This is a genomic window from Nonomuraea sp. N2-4H (assembly GCF_045291505.1).
In the GTDB taxonomy this organism is placed as follows: Bacteria; Actinomycetota; Actinomycetes; order Streptosporangiales; family Streptosporangiaceae; genus Nonomuraea; species Nonomuraea fastidiosa.
Genome location: NZ_CP147987.1, coordinates 7610398 through 7634769, shown reverse-complemented (window position 1 = coordinate 7634769; position 24372 = coordinate 7610398). Strand labels below are relative to the sequence as shown.

Genomic DNA, 24372 nt, shown 5'->3' with positions numbered 1-24372 from the left:
TCGGAGTAAGGCATGCTCGAAGGCCGGTGGACCACTGTCACCGAGTCTGAGTTCGACCATGAGCGTCGTGGCCTGGAAGCCATCCGGGACAGGCTGCCCGACTCCGAGCCCTGGCGAGCCTGGTCCAACTTCACCTTCACCGCGCAGGCGGGGCACGTCCGCGAGGTCGACCTGCTGGTCGTCGCCCCCGGCGGCGTTCACCTGATCGAACTGAAGGACTGGCACGGCAGCGTCACCACCGAGAACGGCGCATGGGTGCAGACCACACCCAGTGGCCGCCGGGTGCCACACGGCAACCCGTATCACCTGGCCGACAAGAAGGCCAAGGAACTCGCGTCACTCCTGGGCAAGTACGGTAAGCGCGTCTGGGTTGGCGCGGCGGTCTGCTTCACGGACTCGTCCCTGCGAGTGCGTTTGTCCCCGAACGATCAGAACGGCGTCTACACGGTCAACGAGCTCGTGCAGATGCTGAAGGAGCCTGCCCGCTACGAACAGCGAAGGATCACCCTCACCGACTCGCGCGAGATCAAGACCGCGCTGGACAAGGTCGGGATCAGACGGAGCGACGCTGAGTACAAGGTTGGTCCTTTCCTGCTCGAACGTAAGTCCTTCGACACCGGCCCTACCTGGGCGGACTACCTGGCACGCCATAGCGAGCTACCTGAGCTGGCGAGGGTTCGTATCTATCTTCGTGAACGCGGTTCGGACGCATCGATCCGCCAGTCCGTGGAGAACGCGGCGCGACGCGAGGCCGCCGTCCTACGGCGCTTCAAGCACCCAGGGGTCGTCCAGCTGAAGCAGTATGACCCGTCCGGGCACTCGGCTGGCCCGGCTTTGATCTTCGACTATCACCCGCACACGCTGCGCCTGGACGAATACCTCGTCCAGTACGGCGACAAGCTTGACATCCTGGCACGCATGGGTCTCGTGCGGCAGCTCGCGGAGACCATGCGCTCGGCGCATGCCAGTCGCCTTCATCACCGCGCTCTTGCTCCTCACTCCATCCATGTGATTCCCCGCAACCGAGGGCCCGAAGGTCAAGCCATCGGTGAGGAGGCCGCCTGGCTTGCACCTCGACTGGAGATCTCCGACTGGCAGATCGCGCATCGGAGCAGCGGGCAATCACAAGGCGGGACCAGATTCGCGCCCACCGCCCTGTCGACAATGCATGTGGCGGAGAGCTCCGATCCCTACCTAGCCCCCGAACTGACCGCGCAGAAGCCCGACCCCATCGCCCTGGACGTCTACGGGCTCGGCGTGATCACCTACTTGCTGGCCACCGGCCTGCTGCTGGCAGCCAGCCAGGCCGAGGTACTGGCCCAGCTCGAAGTAGGAGAAGGACTACGCCCCAGCGCGGTGGTCGACGGCCTGTCGCAGGACATCGACGAACTGGTGCAGGCGGCCACGGCCTACCGGCCGAGCCAGAGGCTTTCGTCGGTTGACGAGTTTCTGGAGATGCTGGAATGCGTCGAGGATTCGCTGACCGAGCCGGAGCCCGGTCCAACGGACGCCGCTCACCTTCATGCTCAGGAGAAAGACCCGCTGGAAGCTGTCTCAGGTGATGTCCTGGGCGGCCGCTGGGAAGTGCGCAGAAGGCTGGGCACCGGTTCCACTAGCCGCGCTTTTCTCGTACACGACCTCCAGGGCAAAGCTCGCGGCGGCCTAGCCGTGTTGAAAGTGTCCCTGTCGGACAGCCGCGGCGAGGTGCTGATCCGCGAGGCCGAGGTGATGAGACGGCTGCGAGCCGACTCCCGAATCATCCAACTTGTGGAGAAAGAGCCGCTGATCATCGGTGGCCGCATCACGCTCGCCCTGGAATACGTCGGCGACGAACGCGATCCCGGGACCATCTCGGAACCGGGCGGCGCCGTCAGCCGCCGCAGGGAGGAGACCGTCGCGCGGCAACTCCGTGAAGGCGGGAGGCTCCAGATCGACCAGTTGGAGGCCTACGGCGACTACCTCTTCGGCGCCGTCGACTTCCTGGAAGGCGAGGGCGTCTGGCATCGGGACATCAAGCCGGACAACATCGCGATCAGAGTGCGACCGAACCGCACCCGCGAGCTCGTGCTGATCGACTTCTCGCTGGCTGGCTACCCGGTCCAAGAAGTCGAGGCAGGCACTGACGGCTACCTCGACCCATTCATCGGCACGCTGACCCGGTCGGTCTACGACGCCCATGCCGAGCGCTATGCCGTGGCCGTAACCCTTCACGAGATGGCCTCGGGTGAGCTTCCCCAATGGGGGGACGGCAAGGTCTCACCCCGGCAGACCGACGCGCAGGAGCACCCTTACCCGACGATCGCCATCGACGCCTTCGACCCGGCTATACGTGACGGTCTGGCGGCCTTCTTCCGCAAGGCGCTTCATCGCGATGTATCCCAGCGCTTCCCTGAACTCAAGCCGATGCGGGACGCCTGGAAAAAGATCTTTTTGGACTTGGCGGAGGCTGCTCCGGTTCTGCGAGCCTCCAAGCATCCCGCTGCCGCTCGTTCGACGGCGGCGACGATCAACGAAGCCGAGCCGGTATCCGCAGCGGAGCAGCGCGATCGGTTTGCCGCCGCCGCCACTCGCGAGACCCACCTGTCAGCAGCAGGCCTCACCCCGGCAGCTGAACAGTTCCTCTACGGCCTTGGTATCACCACTGTCGGTGAGCTGCTCGACTTCAGCCAGCGAGGCCTCGTCAACGCTCCCGGATTGGGCGCCAAAACCCGCAGTGAGATCCAGCGACGCCAGCGCGAGTGGGGAGAGCGGTTGCGCGTCGCCCCAATCTCCCCCCTGAGCCCAGAAGGCCGCCGTCAGGCCGACGAGGAGCTGCAGCGGCTCAGCCAAGCGGAAGCCGCCCTCATCGACAGCCTGGCCGCAGGCGGAAACGTGGATCTGCTCCCGCAGCGGACCCTCCGCTCGGTCAGCCTCGACACCCTTGCCTCCCTCCTGGTGCCCGAACTGAAGAGGGGGGGCGTCAACGGTAACGAGGTGGAGATGGTGCGGCTGCTGCTGCGCCTCCCCAACGAGCGGGGCGAGCTGCCTTCGGCCGTCGGAGTCTGGCCGAAACAGAAGGACGTCGCCGAGGCGCTGGGACTCAGCGCCGGGCGAATCCCCCAGATGCTGAAAACTCAGCGGCTGCGCTGGAAGAAGCTTCCGGTCATTGCCGCACTCCGCGAGGAAATACTGGAGCTGCTGGCCGATCTTGGGCGTCTCGCCTCGGCCGCGGAGATCGCCGACGCTTTGGTCGTACGGCGGGGCACTCGGCTTCAGGGGCGCGAGCGGCGCCGCGCACTGGCATTGGCCGCCATCCGTGCCGTGGTCGAAGTCGAGCAGCTCGACCCCGCATCCAGCCAGTTCCGGCATCTGCCCAACCGCGCTGCCAAGGACGAGGCGTTGGGCGCCGGCCTGCTGGCACTGGAGGTAGGCGAGGAGGACGGACCCGACACTCCTTCCGCACCAGGTTTGCTCGACTATGCTCAGCGCCTCGGCAAGGCGGCCGATCGGTTGGCCAGGCTCGACACACTCCCGACCGCTGCCCTGGTGTTGAGCGAACTGGGCGCGATCACGCTGCCACCCGGCACTATCGACTGGGATGAACGCCGCATGGTAGCCGTGGCGGCTGGGGCCTCTCGCAATGCCGCCGTCACGCCGCGATTGGAGATCTACCCCCGTGACCTGTCCCTGGTGCGAGCACTACGGCTTACGCAGGCGGGCCTGGTACGTCTCATTCCCGGGGTGCCGGACGGGCGCCAGCCGGGGCTGACGGTAGCGGAGATTCACGACCGGGTCCTCGCACGCTTCCCGGAGATCACCTATCAGGGTAAGCCGGAGCTGCCCACCGGGGGCCGCCTCACAAAGGCACTCCACGACGCTGGTTTCGACCTCGTGCTCTCCACTCGCGAGGACACCAGAACCCTTCGATATCTCCCCGTCCGCACGACACCTGAGTCGAGTTACCAGACGGTCGGCGCCTGGCGGCAGATGACACGGCTGAGCGCGGCCGGCCGTTACGCTGATGACCCCCTTATGGCCAACGCGTTGCGGGCTGAGGAACGGCTGACGGCATCGGCCGGGCGCGATGGGTTCCGCGCTCTCACCGTGCGGGCCGTGTTGAGCCCTCTCGCCAGTGACGAGCTGTCGGGCAGCCGGTTCGGCGCACAGGTGGTGTCAGTAACGAGGTTGTTCCTGGAAGCGATGCACGAGTTGGTTCCGCCGGGGACCAAGCCGACGTGGGAGACGATCCTGCGGGCCGACGTCGCTGAGCCGGGCAGCAGAGCGGCTCTGAAGTTCGCCGAGTACGTCCGCACTGCGTGGGGGCGGGTCGAACCGAGAATCGCTACGATGCTCGACTCTGGCTCCGGGCCGGTGCTGCTCACGGATGCGGCGGTCCTCGCTCGATACGACGCGATGGGCATGCTCGACCGGCTGGCGGCGACGGCCAGGCTCGGCCGGCGAGGGCTGTGGCTGCTGTGCCCGCAGGGGGATCCCGCGCGGGAGCCCAGGCTCGGGTCGGTGGCTGTGCCTTACCAGGCGGGGCTGGGGGAGTGGATCGAGTTGCCCGACTCGTGGGTGCGCAACGCGCACCGGGGAGGGCTTTTGGGAGCGGGAGAGGCGAATTGATCGACAGCGAGCTGCTGCGGGATGACCTCAAGGGCCAGGTCAAGGCGATCGAGGCCGACCTCGCCAGGCAGGTCAAAGTGCTGCCTAAGGTGGGGGCTCGGCTGCGGGCCGAGTACGACCAGGCGCGCAAGCTGGGGCGGACCGCTGCGACGTGGACTTCCTGGCTGGACGAGCGAATCACGCAGGTCGCCGTCGCGTGGGTGCTGGGCACCGTATTCGTGCGCTTTTGCGAGGACAATCTGCTTATTCCCGAGCCCTATGTGACTGCCCCTGATGCTGAGCGGCGGGAGTTCGCGCAGGCGCGGTATGAGGCTTATGTCGAGGAGGACCCCGACCCGACGTATCGCGGGTGGTTGGAGAAGGCATTCGCCGAGTTGGGGGAGGGACAGGCCGGTGCGCTGCTGTTTAACCGCAGGCACAATCCGTTGTTCCAGATCCCAATCTCCCACGACGGTGCCCGGGACCTGGTCGAGTTCTGGCGGCGCAGGGACGAGATGGGCACGCTGGTTCACGACTTCGCCGATCCGCTGAACGAGGACGGCACCGAGGGGTGGAACACCCGCTTCCTCGGTGACCTGTATCAGTGGATGTCTGAGGATGCGCGGAAGAAGTATGCCCTGCTGCAGACTCCCGAGTTCGTCGAGGAGTTCATCCTCGCCCGGACGATGGAGCCCGCGATCCGGGAGTTCGGGTACGAAGAGCTGAAGATGATCGACCCTACCTGTGGGTCTGGGCACTTTGTGCAGGGCGCCTTCCGTCGACTGGTTAAGCTGTACGGCGAGCATCAGGGCGATCGGGATCCCTACGAGCGTGTACGGCTGGCGCTGGAGTCGGTTCACGGGGTGGACCTCAACCCGTTCGCGGTCGCCATCGCCCGGTTCCGGTTGCTGGTCGCGGCGATGGCGGCTGCTGGGATACGGACGATGAGAGAGGCGGCCAGGTACGACTGGCCTATCCATCTGGCAGTAGGCGACTCTCTGATCAAGGAGCGGCAGCTTGCACTCACGTCGGAGGGCGATGTGGCGATCGATTCGCTTGCTGACTTCAGCTACGTCACCGAGGACGTGCACGAGCACCCGCGCATCCTGGAGCCTGGCCGCTATCACGTGGTCGTGGGCAACCCGCCCTACATCACAGTCAAGGACAAGGGCCTCAACAAGCTCTACCGTGAGCTCTATCCGGATGTGTGTGCAGGGAAATATGCACTCTCTGTGCCGTTTGCGCAGCGCTTTTTCGAACTGGCCAAGCACGGCGACGCCGATGGGCGAGGCTACGGGATAGTCGGCCAGATTACGTCAAGCTCGTTCATGAAGCGCGAGTTCGGCACGCGGTTGATCGAGAACTTCTTCGCGCACAAGGTTGAGCTTACTGAGATTATCGACGCCTCCGGGGCATATATTCCCGGCCATGGTACGCCCCCCGTCATCCTGATCGGAACGCGTCGCGCGGGCCGTCTGCGCACGGAGACTGTTCGTACAGTGCGCAGCGTCCAGGGTGAACCTCGAGTGCCGAAAGTGCCGGAGCAGGGATTTGTATGGCGCGCTATCATAAACCAAATAGATAAGCCTGGTTCTGTCAGTCAATGGGTATCGGTCGACGACCTTGAACGTAGCCGCTACTTTGCGAAACAGCCGTGGATTCTCGCCGATGGCGGGCTGGAACTCAACGAACAGATTCAAGCGAACGCAGGTGCCGTTCTCAAGAGCAGGCTGTCGCGTGACATTGGCTTCGCGAGTTTTCCGGGTCAAGATGATGCCTTTATTTACACTCCGGAGGCGCTGCGCCGCAGAGGTGTTCATGACGCGCTGTTCAGACCACTCATCGTTGGCGAAGTAGTCCGTGACTGGGAGACACGCTGCGTCGAAAGCGCTATTGTGCCGTACGATGCCGACCTCAAACCCGTTCCGTACGACGAGACGAGTGCGTGGGGACGTCTGTTGTGGACATGCAGAAGCCACCTCAGATCGACCACGGACTTCGACGGCCAGACCCAGCAAGATCTCGGCAAGCCCTGGTGGACTTGGTATCGATGGGTGGCCGACCGTTATCGGACGCCGTTGTCGATCACATTTCCTGAGGTTGCGACCCACAACCACTTCGTCTTGGATCGAGGTGGAAAAGTGTTCAAGCAGACTGCGCCCATTATCAAGCTCCCCGAGGGAGCTAGCGAAGAGGATCACGTCCGCCTGCTGGGTGTGCTCAATAGTTCGACGGCGGCCTTCTGGCTAAAAATGAATTGTCACAAGAAGGGTGGCAGTCCTGAGTCTGGTGGTGGTGAATCGGACCAGCCGTGGTCCTGGAGCTACCAGTTCAATGGGAGCAATGTCGAAGAACTTCCGCTTCCCGTCGAGTATCCGACCGAGCTAGCCTCCAAGCAGGACGGATACGCGCAGCAACTTGCGTGTGCCTGTCCAGCAGCGGTGGCGGCTGCGGAAGTCCCCACAGGTGCACGGCTCCGAGAAGCTCGGGCCACATGGGAAGCCGTACGGAACCGCATGATTGCATTGCAAGAGGAGCTGGATTGGCAGGTCTACTCGCTCTACAACCTCTATCCCGAAGACCTGCGAGCTCCTAAGGACGCTGTGCCCGAGCTGGCGCTCGGTGAGCGAGCCTTCGAGATCGTGCTCGCTCGTAAGATCGCCAAGGGCGAAGCGTCAGGTGAGTGGTTCAAGCGCCACAACTCCACCCCCATTACCGAGATCCCCGCTCACTGGTCCGAACCGTACAAGCAGATCGTCAAGAAGCGGATCGACGCCATCGAGTCCTCACGTGCGATCGGCATGATCGAACGGCCTGAGTACAAGCGCCGCTGGGCCACCGTGGGCTGGGACGCGCTCCAGGCGAAAGCGCTGCGCTCCTGGCTGCTGGACCGGATGGAAGCTCGGGAGCTTTGGTTCGACGACAACGGCCAGCCGGCCATCATCACCCTGCCCCGCTTCGCCGACACTCTGTCCCGCGACGCGGATTTCGTTTCCGTCGCAGGAATCTACGCCCCACGCCGCGACCTCCTCGCGGTCGTCACCGACCTGATCTCTACCGAGCACGTGCCCTTCCTGGCCGCGCTTCGTTATAAGCCCAGCGGCCTGAAGAAGCGTAAGGATTGGGAGGAGGTCTGGGAGCTGCAGCGTCAGGAGGACGCCGCGCCCGAGTTCTCTGACAACCCCAAGGTCAAGACCAAGAAGCAGATTCGCGACTCCATCCCGGTGCCGCCGAAGTACACTTCCGCCGACTTCCTGCGCTCCTCCTACTGGTCGGCGCGTGGCAAGTTCGATGTGCCGAAGGAGCGTTTCATCTCCTACGGTGACACCAACACCCAGACCCCCGCCCTGTACGGCTGGGCCGGATGGGATCATCGAGAGCAGGCCCAAGCCCTGGCCACCTACTTCACCAATCACCCCATGACGGCCGAGGAGATCACGCCGTTCCTGGCTGGCCTGCTCGAACTCCAACCGTGGCTCTACCAATGGCACAACGAGTTCGACATCGCCTACAGCGGGTCGCCCGCGGAATTCTTCGCCGCCTACCGTCAGCAGGTCCAGCAGGAGCACGGCCTGACCGATGACGACCTGCGCGCATGGGGTCCGGTCGGGCCGGTCCGAGGCGGCCGGACCAGGAAGTGACGGTTGTGGCGCGCATTGTGACGTGAGTCACGGAAGCGTTGTTATCATCTTGCTTTGGAATTATTGATGCTGCGGTAAAGACTGGCTGGGGGCGTGGGAATGAGCGGTTTGGTCTCCTCTCACACTCCGATCCCGGCGTCCGTGATCATCGACAGCCGCAACCTTGCCGGCCAGGCGAAGGAAGTCCTCGGCAAGCCGCGCTACCCCAGCGTTGCCGGCGTGCGCGAAGCGCTGGCCGCGTACGGCTTCGCGGTGGAGAAGGTGATCGCCGCGGTGGCCACCCGGTCGCAGGGCAACGCGGCGCGCAGCCCCCGGGTGAGCAAAGCTCTGCAGATCAACTGTGACTTCGCGGAGCGGATCAGGGCGGACGGAGGCGTCGTCGCTGAGGGCTACCTGCGCGATGACTACGGTCCGATGGAGGAGAAGCAGGTCGACGTCCTGTGCGCCCGCGCGATCGCCGACGAGGCCTACGCGGTCCGGCACGCCGCCTCTCCTGCGCGGGCGATCGTGCTGCTCAGCAAGGACGCCGATCTCATCCCGATGTTCAGCTTCGCGCACGACCTGGGCGTCCCGGTCTACGCCGCGGCCTCCTCCACCGTGCACGACCGCAGGCTCGACCACTGGCTGCTGCTCGGTCAGGCGGCGCTGTGCACTATGACCGGCATGCGCGGGATGGTTGGTCATGGACTTCGGGATAGGGTGGCCGAGTTCGCGCTCCGCCGCTGGGATCGGCACTACTCCTGGACGGTCGTCGGTACGGTACACCGCTCCGGCGTAGAGCTGGTGAGGCTTCTGCATTCCTGCGGCGTTCAGGGCATCGCGTCGCTCGCGGAGTTTGGCGGGCGGGCTCCGGCCCATGGCAGCGTCCATGCCCTGTACCCGGCCGGGATCGACGCCGGTGAGTGGCGTCGTGAGCTGCCTGAGCTCGCGTTGGTCGCGGTTCCGCCGACTCGTCCCTCCCCGAGCTGACGACGGCGGTCGTCATCGGCCGCATCGGTCCGACCAGGGCGGAGATCCGCCTGGCCAACGGGGTGATCGAGCGGTTGGAGATCCCCGTGGACAACATGTGCATCGGGCGGGAGATCCTCGTCCACTGCACCAGACGGAGTGTGCGGCTGGTGGGCGGATTGGACGCGCCGACGCCCGGCGCGTCGCCACTTCTTACGCCCACGCTCGTCGAGGTGACCGGGATTGTCCCCGGGACGGGCGCGGCCAAGGGCCTCCTGCCGGACGGTTCGACCGTGCTGGTCCGGCTGCCCAGGAACGACCGGGGTGGGATCGGGTCACGCTACGTGGCGATGGCGGCGGGCTCCATGCCGGACGGGTTCCCGCTCGTGCAGGCCATCTCCAGCTGGCTCGTACCATGATGGGTCCGAATGCGACTGAGGACGGGCCCTTCGGGCCCGTCCTCAGCTCTGACATAACCACCGGCCCCTACGTCCGGCAAAGAAGTGTTAGCGTCCTCTCGGACGACCTCAGTATTAGTGAGACTCTAGGTCCACGTCAAGCGCAAGCTTGCCGACGACCCTGGTGAAACACCAGGTAGGGGCACTGCCCATCGCGGAAGTGCCTCATGCGGACCTGGTGAGCGGCGACCATTGAATTCGTAAACATCAGCGAGGGAGAGGTCAGCACCCCCATGGCCCAGCAGCCGTTGCTTCGTGATGTGATCGACATCAAGGAGTCGATTTCCACGTCGGACTTCGTGCTGCGATTGGCCGAGGCGGTGACGCCGGAGGGTGCCGAGCATGCGCTGAGGGACTACGTGGTCACCGAGCGCCTCCTGGAGAACTTCGAAGAGGCGCTCGATCTGATCAAATCCGCGCTGGACGGGCACACCTCGAAGGCGGCTTACCTGCACGGCTCTTTCGGCGCCGGTAAGTCCCATTTCATGGCAGTGCTGTACGCGCTGCTCAGCGGCCACCGGACCGCTCGCTCTATGAGCGTTTTTGACAAGGTGTTGACCAAGCACGAGTGGCTGGTCAACGACGACAAAAAATTTCTGCTGGTCCCGTACCACATGCTGGGCGCTAAAGCCATGGAGCAGCGGGTGCTCGGCGGCTACGTCAACCACATCAAGAAGTTGCACCCCGATGCGCCCACGCCGCAGGTTTACCGGACGGACTCCCTTTTCACCGACATCAGGGCCATGCGGGCAAGGATGGGCGACGACGCCGTAATCAACGGCCTGGGCGGTGGCGTCGACGGTGAGGAGGACGAGTGGGGTGAGTCCTTCACCTGGACCTCTGAGCTGCTGAACCAGGCGTTGGCCGCAGAGGAGTCGCACGATGGCGGCGAGCCGCTGAACCTGGTACATCCCACCAGCCCGGCGGAGCTGCGGGCCAAGCTGGTTCATGACGCGAGCACGAACCTACTGCCCGGTTTCACGCAGAACGCGGCCGAAGACGAGCATGGTTTTATCTCCCTGGATGCCGGCCTGTCCGTGATCGCCCAGCATGCCAAGTCTCTCGGCTACGACGGGTTGATTCTCTTCCTGGACGAGCTGATCCTCTGGCTGGCCACGCTCATTCATGATCAGAAGTTCGTCGCCCGCGAAGCGAGCAAGATCACTAATTTCGTCGAGGGCGGCGACGAGCGGCGGGCCATCCCCATCGTCTCCTTCATCGCGCGACAGCGTGACCTGCGGGAGCTGGTAGGCGAAGAGCTGGACGCAGGCGCGGCGGAGGCGTCGATCCAGGACACGCTGAACTTGGCATCCGGACGCTTCGACAAGATCACTCTAGAGGACCGGAACCTCCCGCAGATCGCGCACGCCCGTCTGCTCAAGCCGAACCCGGGCAAGGAGCACCTGATCGATGCGGCGTTCGCGCAGACCAAGAAGATAGGCCCGCAGGTGTGGGACACGCTGCTGGGCTCGGACAAGGGGGCAACAGGGGCGGATGAGGAGTCCTTCCGGCTCACCTATCCCTTCTCGCCTGCCTTCATGGACACCCTGGTTCACATCTCTTCGGCCCTACAGCGCTCCCGCACGGGCCTTAAGCTCATGGGGCAGCTGCTTGCCAACCATAGAGACGACCTCCGGCTGGGTCAGCTGGTTCCTGTGGGGGAGCTCTACCCGGTGATCGCCGACGGCGGTGACAAGCCGTTCGTCGATAGCCTGAAGGTGGTCTTCGAGGCCGCCGACAAGCTGTACAAGACTAAGTTGCGGCCTTACCTGCTGTCGTCCGCCGGCGTCACCGAGGATGACGTCGAGCAGTTTCTGCACCGTCCGGAGACGATCACAGACCCGCAACTTGCTCAGCGTTGCAGGGTGTTCATCGGCGACAACCAGCTCATCTGCACCCTGCTGTTGTCGGCACTGGCGCCCAGCGCGTCGGCGCTAAGCGACCTGACGATCCGCCGCCTCGGCGCGCTCAATCACGGCTCGGTGACGGCACCGATTCCTGGCAGCGAGGTCGGCATCATCGCCAACAAGGTGACGGAGTGGGCGGCCCGATTCCCAGAGATCAAGCAGTCCGGCACCGGGCCCACCGCACGCGTCCGGCTGGAGCTCACGGGCATCGACGTCGACACGGTCATCGCGAATGCGGCGGTCAACAACAACCCCGCCAACCGGATCGCGCTCGCTAAGAGATTGCTCATGGAAGAGCTCGGCATCGACCACGCCGACGGCAGGCTGGGAGCCGACGAATTGCGCTTCGTCTGGCGCGGCTCCAACCGCACGGCCGAGGTCATCTTCGGCAACATCGCCGACGAGGACGAGTTGCTCGATCATGACCTGCAGCCGCAAGTGGACGGTCAGTGGCGAATCGTCGTTGACCTGCCATTTGACGAGAACGGCTACGGGCCCAGAGAGGATGTCAATCGGCTGCGATCTCTCGGCGAGCGGCAACGCGAGCGCACCAGGACCATTGCGTGGATCCCCTCCCATCTGTCGGCCCAACGGATGGACGAGTTCAAGCGCCTGGTGATCATCGACAAAGCACTCACCGACGACAACCGGTTCGCCACGCAGTATGCCGCCCATCTCAGCCCCGACAATCGGGCCAGGGCCAAGGGCTTGCTGGAGAGCCAGCAGGAGGCGCTGCTCAAGAACCTCAGGGGCGCCTTCAGGCAGGCGTATGGCCTGGCCAGGAAGACGGAGGCAGACGTCGAGACAGAGTTTGACGAGCACCTCATGTCTCTGCGCGATGTCGATGGGCTCAAGCTCTCGCTCGGCCAGTCGATGTACGAAGCGCTGAGAGGCATCGCGGGCAAGGCGCTGGCATCGCAGTTCCCCGCTCACCCGGACTTCGACCCGGACGGCAACCGGGTCGCCGTCAAGCCGGTAGACGCCAAGACGGTCTTCACGTATGTCCGGGCCGCTGCGGAAGCCCATGACAACCAGGCCGAAGTCCCCTCCAAGGATCGCAAACTCATGGAGCGGGTGGCTGGTCCCCTGGGCCTTGGGCTGCAGAAGGAGGCGTACTTTGAGCTGTCTCAGCGTTGGGCGGACCACTTCCGGCGCATGGCGCAAACCGAGGGAGTCACGGGAGACCTCAGCCTGATCCACCTCATGGACTGGATGGACAAGCCGGTCCCCATGGGGCTGGAGCCGTTCCTGGTCAATCTGGTGGCCGCCTCCTTCGCCGAGATGGACGACCGGGTGTGGGTGCGCGGCGGCGTACCGCTCGATCTCTCGCCCGAGCTCACGCAGATCAAGCCGGGAGACGCCCTGCGGAGCCAGCCGCTTCCCGGCGAGCAGGACTGGACCACCGCGCGAGAGCGGTTTGCCGCAATCTTCGGGGAGAAGGCACCGACGCTGCGCCGTGGGCGGATGGTGCACCAGTTCGCGAGGCAGATCCTGGTGGCTGCCCGCAACTACCAGGAGGCGGCTGCCACCCTGGTCGAGCAGCTGGAACAGCATGCCACCTTCCTCGGTTTGGACGAGGCGGACGAGTCCGGGCGTCTGGTGATCGCCCGGAAGTCGCTCGACCTGCTGAAGGCCCTAGTGGCCACGGGACAGACAGGTGCGGGGGCCGCATCGGCCAAGAAGACGATCGAGACGCTGGCCCGCGTCAACCTCGGACCCGTGAGCCCGGATCGGTACGGGACTTCCGTCAAGAAGGCTCACGCGGTGGCCCAGGCGTTGGCCGGGGCCTCCTGGGACACGCTGGACCTTGCCTCGGGGCAGGGCACGGAAGGCCACGCTTTGCTCGAGTCCCTGCGCGGCGTCGCCCGTGCGGATCAGCGCACGGCCGACCTGATCGAGGCGTTGGACCGCACCCGGCGCGAGATCACCGCGTTGATCAAGCGCAACCAGATCGAGTCCTCGCCGCCCCCCAAGCCGCAGCCGCCGGTGCCCGGACCGGACAACGTTGACCTGACCGGGGGCAGCAGCCACCCGCCGGTGCCGGTCGAGGTTCCCAAGCGCAGATCCGGCGGCCGGCGCACCACGGCGGCCAGGGCGGTGGCCGACCTCCGGGAGGAACTGGCCGCACTGCCGCCGGGCACGGCCATCGAGATCACCTGGCGGGTCGTGGACTGATGAGCGTCCATGGCAGTGCGACGCCGGGAACGGTACGGCTGACCCCCTCGACCGTCGCCCAGTACTTGACCTCACAGACCTCCCTGCCCGCTGCGCTGGAGCGCGGGCGGCGAGTCGTGGTGCTGCGCTCCGCCCCGCAATGGGAGGGACCTGCCGAGGTGATCTGGGGGCTGGGGCAGCGGGCCCGAGTGGCAACCGCGGTCTCGCCGCTTGCCGTACACGAGCTGGTTTTGGACCACTTGGGCGCAGGCGAGCAGGCTCCTGAGTTGCTCGTGGTGCTGACCGATCGCGAACAGGCCGAGCTCGATCCGGCGATCCTTGCCCGCGTGCACAAGCAGCGGGTCGAGGCCGTGGATCGATGGAACGTCGTGCAGCAGGCGTTCGGCGCGGAGGGCATCGACCCCCGGCTGCGAGAGGCGAACTGGGCGGCGGAAGCGCTCCTGGATGCCGCGCCACCCGGGGGCTGGCCCCAGGTGGCCGGAGGCCTGCTCGCCCGCCGGGTCGCGCTCTCCGAACTCGCGGCACGCCGGCTCCGGTTCGGGCGTTACGGCACAGACGGTGATCAGCTGTTCGGCGACAACTTGGACATCTACGCTCTGTTGTCGTGGTCGCTCAGCCCCGGAGGCCCTGAAAGACTGCTTGCCCTGCGCGGGCCGGAACGGGACGGGCTGGCCGCCTTCCTCGGTGAGGACGATCAGGCGGGGGCACCGGGAAGAGCGCTGCTAGCCCTGGTGGTCGAGGAGCATGGTGCCGACGCCGTACCGTTCGGGTTGGTCTGCGCTGCCCTCTGGCAGCATGCGGAAGCCGACGCACACACCTACCGGGTGCGCGGGCGGGCCGAAAGATGGTTCGGCGAGCATCCACCCGCCGAGGGCGAGGCATTGGACGCGCTCGTGACGGCGTTCGGGCGCGCGTGCGAAGAATTCGTCACGGTGCTGCTCGGCATCAGCCGCACCGACCCGGACGAGGAACAGGCACGCCGCGCGCGGCGGATCTCCACCATGGTGCTGGACCAGGCCGAGGCACTGAGCCGCCGACTCGGGACGGACGCACAGGCGGCGGCCAGCCCCATCCTGGGGTCGGGGCTCAAGGCGCGCTTCGCAAAGGCAGGCCAGGCACTAGCAGAGGGGGATGCGGGAGCGCTCGCGAGATCGGTGCAGGAACTGCAGGATCACCTGCTGGCAGCGGATGCGGACGCGCGCGTACGGATCGATCGCATCCGAATGGCACAGCGACTGACGCAATGGCTGGCCACGGGCCCCGTTGTGGAGACCGAGACCGTTGCCGCCGGGGTGCAGCGACACGTCGCCGAAACCGGATGGGTGGATCAGGCGCTGGAGCACGTCGAATCCGGAGGGGACCCCGATCCTTCAGTGAAGGCCGCCTACGACACGTTGAGCGTGAGCGTGCGCAAGCGCCGGCGCGCGATCGACCGCTCATTCGCGATGGCCTTGGCGGCCTGGACCTCGGCCGGCACCGACCCCGGCACCATGCTGACCGTCGAGACCTTCCTGCACCGGGTCGTTCGGCCGTTGGTGGCCGCGAAAACCGGGCGCCGGGTTCTCCTTTTGGTGCTGGACGGCATGAGCGCGGCCATTGCCTGCGAACTGGGCGAGCAAATGCGCCGGCATTGGGCCGAGTACGACCCCCTCGCCGGTGCACAGGACAAGCCGCGACGCCGAGCCATGGCGGCGGCACTCCCCACACTGACGGCCGTGTCACGCACGTCCCTGTTCGCAGGCAAGCTCATGAGAGGGACGCAGGCGGACGAGGAGCGCCTGTTCCCCACCCATCGGTTTTGGGGCGGGGCACCGGCTGCCGTCTTCCACAAAAACGACCTGCGTGGCGGCACCGCAGGCGACCCCTTCGGACCCGAGCTAGCCGAAGCGCTCGCGGACCCGCACACCCATGTCGCCGTGGTGCTGAACACCATCGACGACCGGCTGGCCAAGGAGCAGAAGCTGGGCGACGGCGCTTGGCGGCTCGACCAGATCGGGATGCTGCGTGAACTGCTCCGTGCCGCGGCCGACCAAGGCATGGCGGTGATCATGACAAGCGATCACGGGCATGTCGTGGATCGTTACGGTGCCAGGGCTGCGGGCGAAGGCATCGCCTCAGCCCGGCATCGGGTGCCGGGTGGCGATCTGCTGGATGTGGAGGTTTTGCTGTCCGGGCCGCGGGTGGTGTGGCCGGAAACCGATGGCGAGATCGTGGCTCTATGGGACGCCGACTCCCACTACACCTCGCAGAAGGCCGGCTACCACGGCGGTGCATCGCTGGCCGAGGTCACCATTCCGGTTCTCGCCTTCCTGCCGTTCGGCGCCGAACCTCCTAAGGGGTGGCGCGAACTTGGCGACCAGCACCCAAGCTGGTGGTCGTTGCAGCCACCGGCGGCGATTGCACCGAAGGTGACCCCACCGGCGGCTCCCGAGCCGAAGAAGCAGGCCAAGCGGACGAAGGCCGCGCCGCCGAGCCATGACGCGTTGTTCGATGTGGTGTTGGAATTGGGCGAGCAGGATGCGTTGCTCACCCCCCAGCCCCGGTCGGCCGACGACATCCTGGTCGAAGCCCTGCTCGCATCAGAGATCTTCAACGAACAGGTCAATCTGTTGGCCCGTAAGCCGCCCATGGACAAGGTGGAATCGGCGATTCGCGTCCTGCTCGACTCTGGCACGTTGCCGTCCACCGCGCTCGCCCAGCGGGTCGGCTACCCGCCCGCACGCGCCGACGGCTTCGCAGCCGTGTTGCGTCAGCTACTGAACTATGAGGGCGTGCAGGTGCTGGAGACGCTGCCGGACGGGCGGACCCTGCGGCTGAACATCGGATTGCTGCGTGAGCAATTTGAGCTGGCACGATACTGAGGGGATGGGTAGGAGTCGGTTGGTACAGGTGAGCGCGGCGCGGCGGCGCGCGGTGATCGACGCGCTCCGGCGCGGTGCCGTACCCGAGAGCGGCCTGGACCTACTCGCTACCGGGCTGGCGCGATTCGAACCGGCTCTCGATGCCGAGCTCGACGCCGCCGCTTCCGGAGCCTCGGTGTTCAAAGCCGTCCGGGGCGAGTACGGCTCGGGCAAGACGTTCTTCGCGCGGTGGCTGGGAGAGCGGGCGAAACGGCGCAACTTCGCCGTCACGGAGATCCAGATCTCGGAAACCGAGACGCCCTTGCACCGGCTGGAGACCGTTTATCGCCGGCTGACTGAGCGGATTTCCACCGTCAGCTTCCCGCCCAGCGCCCTGCGATCGCTGGTGGACGCCTGGTTCTACGCACTCGAAGAGGACGCACTGGCGGCGGGTACCAGTGAGGATGCTCTGTCCGAAGAGGTAGAGAAGCTGCTCGAGGCCAGGCTGGTCGAGGTGTCGAGGCAGACGCCGTCCTTCGCGACGGCTCTGCGCGGCTACCGAATGGCGAAGGCGGCGAATGACGAAGCGACCGCGGCCGCGATCCTGGCCTGGCTGGGCGGGCAACCGCATGTCGCCGCAGCGGCCCGCCGTACGGCCGGAGTGCGGGGTGACCTTGACCATTTTGGGGCGCTCGGTTTCCTGCAGGGCCTGCTCACCGTGCTGAGAGACAGTGGGCACCCTGGGCTGCTCGTCGTGCTCGACGAAGTGGAGACTCTGCAACGGGTACGGTCCGACGCGCGCGACAAGGCGCTCAACGCGCTCCGGCAGCTCATCGACGAGGTGCACTCCGGCCGGTTCCCGGGCCTGTACCTGCTGATCACGGGCACTCCGGCGTTTTACGACGGTCAGCAGGGCGTCCAGCGGCTTGCTCCGCTCGCCCAGCGGCTGGCGACCGACTTCACCACTGATCCACGCTTCGACAACCCGCGCGCGGTCCAGCTCAGATTGCCCGGATTCACCCTGGAGTCTCTGGTCGACCTCGGCATCACCATCCGGGATCTGTACGCCGCGGGCAGCTCGGATCGGATCAAGGCCGTAGCCGACGACGCCTACATCGCCGACCTGGCGTCCGCGGTCAGCGGAGCGCTCGGAGGCAAGGTCGGGGTGGCGCCTCGCCTGTTCCTGAAAAAGCTCGTGGGGGATGTGCTCGACCGCATCGACCAGTTCGACGACTTCGACCCGCGCAAGCACTACCGACTCACGCTTTCCAAAGCCGAGCTGACGGAAACGGAACGCAACTTCGTGGCCACCGCGGACAACATCGACCTGGACGTCGAATGACAGACATGTCGGATCGGCTCCACCCGGTCGTCCTGCACCATATTGTCAACACCCTCGGCTGGTCGGACCTGCGCCCCTTGCAGCGTGCCGCGATCACGCCACTGATGGACGGCGAGGACACCGTCCTGCTCGCCCCGACAGCCGGAGGCAAGACGGAGGCCGCGTGCTTCCCTCTGCTGTCGGCGATGGAGCGGGACGGGTGGACCGGTGTGTCAATGCTCTACCTGTGTCCCCTGAAAGCGCTGCTCAACAATCTGGTCATGCGGATCGGCTCCTACGCCGAGTGGCTGGGACGTCGGGCCGCCGTCTGGCATGGAGACGTCAGGCAGGCCCATCGACAGCGCATTAGGACGGACCCGCCAGACATCCTGCTGACAACTCCGGAGTCGCTCGAAGCGATGCTGATCGGGGTGAAGACCGACCACGCGCAGTTGCTCGGCCGCGTCCGGGCCGTGGTCGTGGATGAGGTCCACGCTTTCGCCGGGGACGACCGGGGTTGGCATCTCCTGGCTGTATTGGAACGCCTGGAACGGGTGGCGGGCCACCGAATTCAGCGGATTGGTCTGTCGGCCACGGTGGGCAATCCGGAACAGCTCCTGACTTGGCTGCAGGGAGCAGGCGCCGGCAAACGTACCGGCCGGGTTGTGGCGCCCAAGGTGACGGCATCGGGCAATCCCGCAGGGGAGGTCGAACTCGACTATGTCGGCTCCTTGGAGAACGCAGCCAAGTTGATTGCGACACTGCATAGGGGCGAGAAACGACTGGTGTTCTGCGACTCGCGGCGGCAGGTGGAGCAGCTCGGGGCGGCACTCCGTGACCGAGAGGTCACGGTGTTCCTGTCTCACGCCTCCCTGTCGGCCGAGGAACGCGCGCGTTCGGAGCAGGCCTTCGCCGATGCCCGCGACTGCGTGATCGTCTCCACCTCGACCCTTGAACTCGGGATCGACGTCGGCGACCTGGACCGGGTCATCCAGATCGACGCGCCCGCCAGCGTCGCCTCCTTCTTGCAGCGCATCGGCCGCACTGGGCGGCGCGCTGGCACTGTGCGCAACTGTCTGTTCCTAGCGACCAGCAAGAACGCCTTCCTCCAAGCCGCTGGCTTGCTGCTCCTATGGGGGCGCGGCTGGGTGGAACCCGTGAGCCCGCCGCCCGAACCGCGTCACCTCGTCGCGCAGCAGCTTCTCGCCGTCGCTCTGCAGCAGCACCGGATCGGGGACCGGCTGTGGGAGGAGGAATGGAACGGGCTGGCGCCCTTCGATCAGTCGGCTGCGCCCATCCTGCGCCACATGGTGGATGCCGGTTTCCTTGACCGGGACGGTGGGATGCTCTTCGTCGGGCCTGAAGCCGAGCGGAGGTTCGGACGACGGCATTTCATCGAGCTGACCGCGTCGTTCACCGCGCCTCCTCAGTTCACCGTACTCGCTGGACGCCGGGAGATCGGCCGAACCGACGTCTCGGTACTCACTGAAGAACGGCAAGGGCCGCGGCTGCTGCTGCTCGGCGGCCAGAACTGGCGGGTGACTTTCATCGACTGGCCCAGCAAACGAGCCTTCGTCGAACCGGCCCACCGAGGTGGGGTGGCTAAATGGACCAGCAACGGCATCGCAGGGCTGTCATTTGCCCTGACCCGCGCGATGCGGGATGTGTTGCTCGGGGCCGATCCTCCTGTGTCACTCACCCGCCGAGCCCAAGCGTGCCTTGCAGACTGGCGCGAAGAGGCCCCGGCCCTCGTGAACCCCGGCGGGACTCTGGTCATCAGGAGTGGTGCGGACGTGCGCTGGTGGACCTGGGCCGGCTATCGCGCCAACGCGACCCTGGCCGCCACGCTGCCTTCGATCGCCGACCCGGTGCAACGGCCGACCGATTTCGCGGTACGACTCCGCCACGATCTCACCCTGACTGCATGGGAGACGGCGAGAAAAGGCACCGGCAATGGAGAACTCCTCGTTCTTCCTGACGTCGACCGTCGGGCAGTCACCGGACTAAAGTTCGCGACCGTACTCCCCGAACGGCTGGCGACGGCCACCGTCGCGGCCCGTCTGGCGGACTTCGAGGGCGCAAAGACAGTTTTGATGGAACCCGTCCGCCATCTGCACCTCGGTAGCCATTGATCATTGCGCCCAACGTCCGTGGACGTGACCCAAGTTCACCCACACTCCGGGCCTGATTGTCGTGTGCGCCAAGGAGGTTGTCACTTCAGGAAGTGATACCCCCGCGCCAAGAGGCCGATGTTGTCGTGAGGGGTTGGCGGGGGGTCTGTACGGTCTTCGGCTCTGCCAAGATTCCTGTGGTAACTAACCGTCGTGCTTCTGGGCGAGGAGTATCCGTTTTCGGAGCAGCGATAACCCGGCCTTGCCGTACGTCTGCCGCTTGAGGAGCTTGATCTTGTTGACGACGCCCTCGGTGGGCCCGTTGCTGTAAGGCAGGGCGAGTGCGGCGGCTACGGCGTCGTGGTCGATGAGCAGGCCTTCGGCGAAGGAGCGCAGGGCGGGGACCTGCTGATCGGCGCGTACCTTGTCGATCCAGGCGTCCAGGCGTGCGGTGTGCTCGTCGAGGTTGCCGTCGTGGTCGGCGGTGAGCAGGGCGGCGAAGGAGCGTACGTGGCCGGCGACGGCCTGCAGGTCGGGGCAGCGTTTGAGGGCGTGTTCCAGGCGGGTCTGCTGGGAGGCGCTGAGGTTGTCCGGGTTGGTGGTGATCCAGCGCGTGAGACGGCGGGGCGAAGGTGGCGGGTGCTCGCCGTCGGCACGGCCCTGCCCCAGGTAGCGGTAGAGCAGGGTGGAACCGCCCTGGTACCCCATCGCCTTGATCTCGCCGAGCAGGGTCCAGGTGGTCACGCTGGGCTCGATGGTGCGGCGTTTGCGCAGGTAGTCGCGGAACGGGTCGACCAGGGTGGTGGAGTATTTCGGCCCGTGGATCAGTTGCTCGGCGTGCTTGGCGGCGGCGTACTTCTTGACGGTGTTGCGAGACAGGTGCAGCTTGCGCATGATCTGTCCGTGCGAGGCGCCCTGGGCGAGCAGGGCGTGCACCGCCGCGTGCCGGGATCGGGTGCGCTGCGCGGAGGGGCCCTCGCTGCGGGCGGCGCCGTGATCGGGGTCGCTGTAGCAGGCACGATGCGCGATGGAGGCCTTCTCCACTGCCTCGATCAGGTTCTTCCACACGTGCCATCTGTCGGCGATTTGCACCGCCTGCGGGGCACCGTCTCGAGCGCCGGCCGCGTACGCTGTCGAGCGGTCCCGGCAGATCAGCTTCACCTCCGGGTGGGCCTTCAGCCAGGCTTCCAGCGTCACCGCGAGCCGGCCGTCCAGCACGTCGAGACGCTCATGGGTGTCCGCGTCGATGATGACGGTGGCGTAGCGGTCGTTGCGCTTGAGCGCGAAGTCGTCCACCCCGATCGCCTCCGGGGCACGGACGGTGGGGTCGGGCAATGCCATCAGCGCGGTCAGCACCGTGGTGCGGCTGAGCAGGACTCCGGCCGTGGCCAGCAAGGCTGATCCGGCGCGCCCGGCCAGGGCGACCGCTGCCGCGGCGACCAGCGTGGCCAGTGGCGGGGTGCGGCGGGCGTATCGCTCGGCCAGCCCGGGCACCTGCTCATTGAAGGTCTGGCGCGCGCAATCCAGGTTGATGCACACGAGGCGCCGCAGGACCAGCTCGAGCACCACCGGTGCCCCACCGGCCGGACTGTCGGCCAGGCGCCGCCGGTAGTAGCCGTGCACCTTACCCGTCGCCGCCCCGCACGACGGGCACGGCATCGGCTCCCCACGGGAACGAGCGATCACACGTAACGCATCACCTTCACGCTCGACACGCTCGACCAGCACCGAGTCCAGATGAGGGAAGACAACAGCCACCACGTCAGCGTCACACACGACCGACGGTGACACCCAGACGCCAGCTCTGTAGCCAATAACACACTTTCAGTTACCACAGAAATCTTGGCAGAGCCGTCTACTGGACAGCCCCCCACCTGGTCATACGTGATCAGAGTCCGCGACCCCGAGACAGGCGAGAGCAAGCCGAAGTGGGTAGGCGGCTTCGCCACCGAGGACGACGCCAAGGAGGCCCGCGATGAAGCCAGTGTGAAAGCCCGGCGTGGTGAGTACGTGGACCGCAACACCATCACCGTCGGCGAATACCTCGATGAGTGGATCGAGGCTCACGCCGTCGAGATCAAGCCCAAAACCCTCGCCGACTACCGGCACATCATCGAGCGCTACATCAAGCCCAACATCGGCGCTCTGCGGTTGCAGGCTGTTCGGGCTTCCACGATCACAAAGCTGTACCGGGATCTGAGGGTCGGCGGTGGTAAGAACGGGCGGCCGCTCTCCGCCCGGACGGTCGACTACGTCCACGCGGTGCTTCGGAAGGCGTTCCGCGACGCTGTGCACGTCGACGAGATCTTGTCGTCCAGCCCGGTCGATAAGGCCAAGCGCCCTCGACGGGAGATCAGCGAACCTGGCACGGTGTGGACCACGCAGCAGCTCAGGACCTTCCTACGCGCTGCTCGCGATCACCGGCTCTGGCCCTTCTTTCACGTCGCCGCTTATACCGGTGCCCGGCGCGGTGAGCTGCTGCACCTGCGCTGGTCGGATGTGGACCTGGAGGGCAAGCAGATGACCATCCGCGGTTCGGCCTCGTTCATCAGCGGTGAGCGGGTCGAGGGCACCACCAAGAGCGGTCGTAAGCGCGTGGTGAGCCTGGACGCGCTGACAGTCCAGGTCTTCCGCGCGCAGCGTGCACAGCAAGCCAGGGAAAAGCTCCAGCTCGGCCCGGAGTGGCGAGGCGGCGACGACTACGTGTTCACCACGGGATGGGGCGAGCCCGTTCATCCCGACACGCTCAGCTCGCTCTTCCCGATCCTGATCAAGCGGTACAACAAGGCGAACCCACGTACGCCGCTACCTCACGCTCGCCTTCATGACCTGCGCCACATCCACGCCACGACCCTGCTCCTGGCCGGCGTCCCCGTCCATGTCGTCGCGGCCCGCCTCGGTCACGCCGACCCCTCAGTCACTCTTCGGGTGTACGCCCACGTGATCCGGTTGCGTCCACGGGAGTGGTGTACGAGTTTGACCTGGTCAGCTGGCGTGGTGCCGTGAAATGGTGACGGCCATCGCGTGATCCTTCGAGTAGCTAGTCCAAGATCGAAGGAGGACACGTGATGGCCGCGGACAACAGTGTGACGCCCGAGCAGTGGCTGGCGCAGCAGATCCAGTCCGGCGACCCCGACATGTTGCGATCCATGGTGAAGACCATGGCCGAGGCGTTGATGTCGGCCGAGGCCGACACCCTGTGCGGAGCCGGCTGACGGCCGGCGCAGTACCGAGCGGACCAACCGGCGCAACGGCTACCGGGCGCGTGAGTGGGACACCCGGGCCGGCACGATCGAGCTGGCCATCCCCAAACTGCGGTCGGGCTCCTACTTTCCGGACTGGCTGCTGGAACGCAGGCGGCGGGCCGAGCAGGCGCTGATCAGCGTCGTGGCCACCAGCTACCTGCTGGGCGTCTCCACCCGCCGTGTCGACAAGCTGATCGAGCAGCTCGGCATCACGCACATCTCCAAAAGCCAGGTCTCGCAGATGGCCAAGACGCTCGATGAGCAGGTCGACGCCTTCCGCACCCGCGCACTGGATGCCGGGCCGTACACGTTCGTCTGGCTGGACGCTTTGACGCAGAAGGTGCGCGAGGGCGGGCGGATCGTCAACGTCCACGTGCTGGTCGCCACCGGGGTGAACGCCGACGGACGGCGCGAGATCCTCGGCCTGGACGTCACTTCGGCTGAAGACGGCGCGGGCTGGCCGGCCTTCCTGCGCGGCCTGGTCGCCCGCGGCCTGTCCGGAGTGCAGCTGGTCATCTCCGACTGCCACGCCGGGCTGGTGGCCGCAATCGGCGCCACGTTGGCCGGGGCGTCCTGGCAGCGCTGCCGCACCCACTACCTGCGCAACCTGCTCACCTGCGTGAACAAATCCGCGCAGCCGTTCGTGGCCACGCTGGTGCGCACCATCTTCGACCAGCCGGATGCCGCCTCGGTGCGCGCCCAGCACGCCTGGGTCGTGCAAACGCTGGAAGCCAAGCATCCGCACGCCGCCGAGCACCTGGACGCCGCCCGGGACGATCTGCTGGCCTTCGCCGCCTTCCCCCGCGAGATCTGGCCGCAGATCTGGTCGAACAACCCGCAGGAACGGCTGAACAAGGAGATCCGCCGCCGCACCGACGTGGTCGGCATCTTCCCCGACCGCACGGCGATCATCCGCCTCATCGGCGCCGTACTGGCCGAGCAGACCGACGAATGGGTCGAAGCCCGCCGCTACATGGGCCTGGACATCCTCGCCAAAGCCCGCATCCGCGTCGTTGCCGGCGACACACCCGCCCAGAACCCACTCCCACAGACACTTACCGCTTAACCTGCAGAAACAGGATCACGTGAAGATCGGTTCTTACACCACGTCCGTGGACGTGACCCGTGATCCGCGCCGCCGA

10 protein-coding genes and 1 pseudogene are annotated in these 24372 nt (G+C 66.1%); 10 read left to right on the top strand and 1 reads right to left on the bottom strand.

Annotation, left to right across the window (positions count from 1 at the left end; genetic code table 11):
* The first annotated feature begins 12 nt into the window (after positions 1-12).
* The 8 genes from pglW to WBK31_RS35170 all read left to right on the top strand — a co-directional run bounded on the left by pglW (position 13) and on the right by WBK31_RS35170 (position 20006).
* Complete coding sequence (pglW, locus tag WBK31_RS35205) at positions 13-4605, top strand: BREX system serine/threonine kinase PglW (protein WP_406673813.1); 4593 nt, start codon at positions 13-15, stop codon at positions 4603-4605.
* The gene (gene pglX, locus WBK31_RS35200) at positions 4602-8225 is read left to right on the top strand and encodes a BREX-2 system adenine-specific DNA-methyltransferase PglX (RefSeq protein WP_378785896.1); all 3624 of its coding nucleotides are present in this window, start codon (positions 4602-4604) and stop codon (positions 8223-8225) included. The genes pglW and pglX overlap by 4 nt, the downstream gene beginning before the upstream one ends.
* Before the next feature lie 141 nt (positions 8226-8366).
* A complete protein-coding gene (locus WBK31_RS35195; RefSeq protein WP_406673812.1) occupies positions 8367-9194 on the top strand; it encodes a hypothetical protein in 828 nt (275 codons plus the stop codon).
* A 62-nt stretch (positions 9195-9256) separates the two neighbouring features.
* A complete protein-coding gene (locus tag WBK31_RS35190; protein WP_406673811.1) occupies positions 9257-9592 on the top strand; it encodes a hypothetical protein in 336 nt (111 codons plus the stop codon).
* A 272-nt stretch (positions 9593-9864) separates the two neighbouring features.
* Complete coding sequence (locus WBK31_RS35185) at positions 9865-13713, top strand: hypothetical protein (RefSeq protein WP_378785898.1); 3849 nt, start codon at positions 9865-9867, stop codon at positions 13711-13713.
* Entirely contained in the window at positions 13713-16574 is a 2862-nt protein-coding gene (gene pglZ, locus WBK31_RS35180; protein ID WP_378785899.1) for a BREX-2 system phosphatase PglZ, read from the top strand. The genes WBK31_RS35185 and pglZ overlap by 1 nt, the downstream gene beginning before the upstream one ends.
* A gap of 4 nt (positions 16575-16578) precedes the next feature.
* Positions 16579-17895, top strand: a complete 1317-nt coding sequence (gene brxD, locus WBK31_RS35175; RefSeq protein WP_378790160.1) for a BREX system ATP-binding protein BrxD — start codon at positions 16579-16581, stop codon at positions 17893-17895.
* 5 nt (positions 17896-17900) lie between these two features.
* Complete coding sequence (locus WBK31_RS35170; protein WP_378785900.1) at positions 17901-20006, top strand: DEAD/DEAH box helicase; 2106 nt, start codon at positions 17901-17903, stop codon at positions 20004-20006.
* Positions 20007-20189: 183 nt separating this feature from the next.
* Here WBK31_RS35170 and WBK31_RS35165 read toward each other — a convergent pair whose 3' ends face one another.
* Entirely contained in the window at positions 20190-21671 is a 1482-nt protein-coding gene (locus WBK31_RS35165; protein ID WP_378785901.1) for an ISL3 family transposase, read from the bottom strand.
* A 198-nt stretch (positions 21672-21869) separates the two neighbouring features.
* On the opposite strand from WBK31_RS35165, the gene WBK31_RS35160 reads away from it, so the two are divergent.
* Both WBK31_RS35160 and WBK31_RS35155 read left to right on the top strand, forming a co-directional pair.
* The gene (locus WBK31_RS35160) at positions 21870-22991 is read left to right on the top strand and encodes a tyrosine-type recombinase/integrase (RefSeq protein ID WP_378785902.1); all 1122 of its coding nucleotides are present in this window, start codon (positions 21870-21872) and stop codon (positions 22989-22991) included.
* A 62-nt stretch (positions 22992-23053) separates the two neighbouring features.
* A pseudogene (locus WBK31_RS35155) lies at positions 23054-24296 on the top strand (IS256 family transposase).
* Positions 24297-24372 lie beyond the last annotated feature (76 nt).

Coding starts and splice junctions, on each gene's coding strand:
- pglW (WP_406673813.1), top strand. CDS start 13: ATGCTCGAAGGCCGGTGGACCACTGTCACCGAGTCTGAGTTCGACCAT.
- WBK31_RS35170 (WP_378785900.1), top strand. CDS start 17,901: ATGTCGGATCGGCTCCACCCGGTCGTCCTGCACCATATTGTCAACACC.
- pglZ (WP_378785899.1), top strand. CDS start 13,713: ATGAGCGTCCATGGCAGTGCGACGCCGGGAACGGTACGGCTGACCCCC.
- brxD (WP_378790160.1), top strand. CDS start 16,579: ATGGGTAGGAGTCGGTTGGTACAGGTGAGCGCGGCGCGGCGGCGCGCG.
- WBK31_RS35185 (WP_378785898.1), top strand. CDS start 9,865: ATGGCCCAGCAGCCGTTGCTTCGTGATGTGATCGACATCAAGGAGTCG.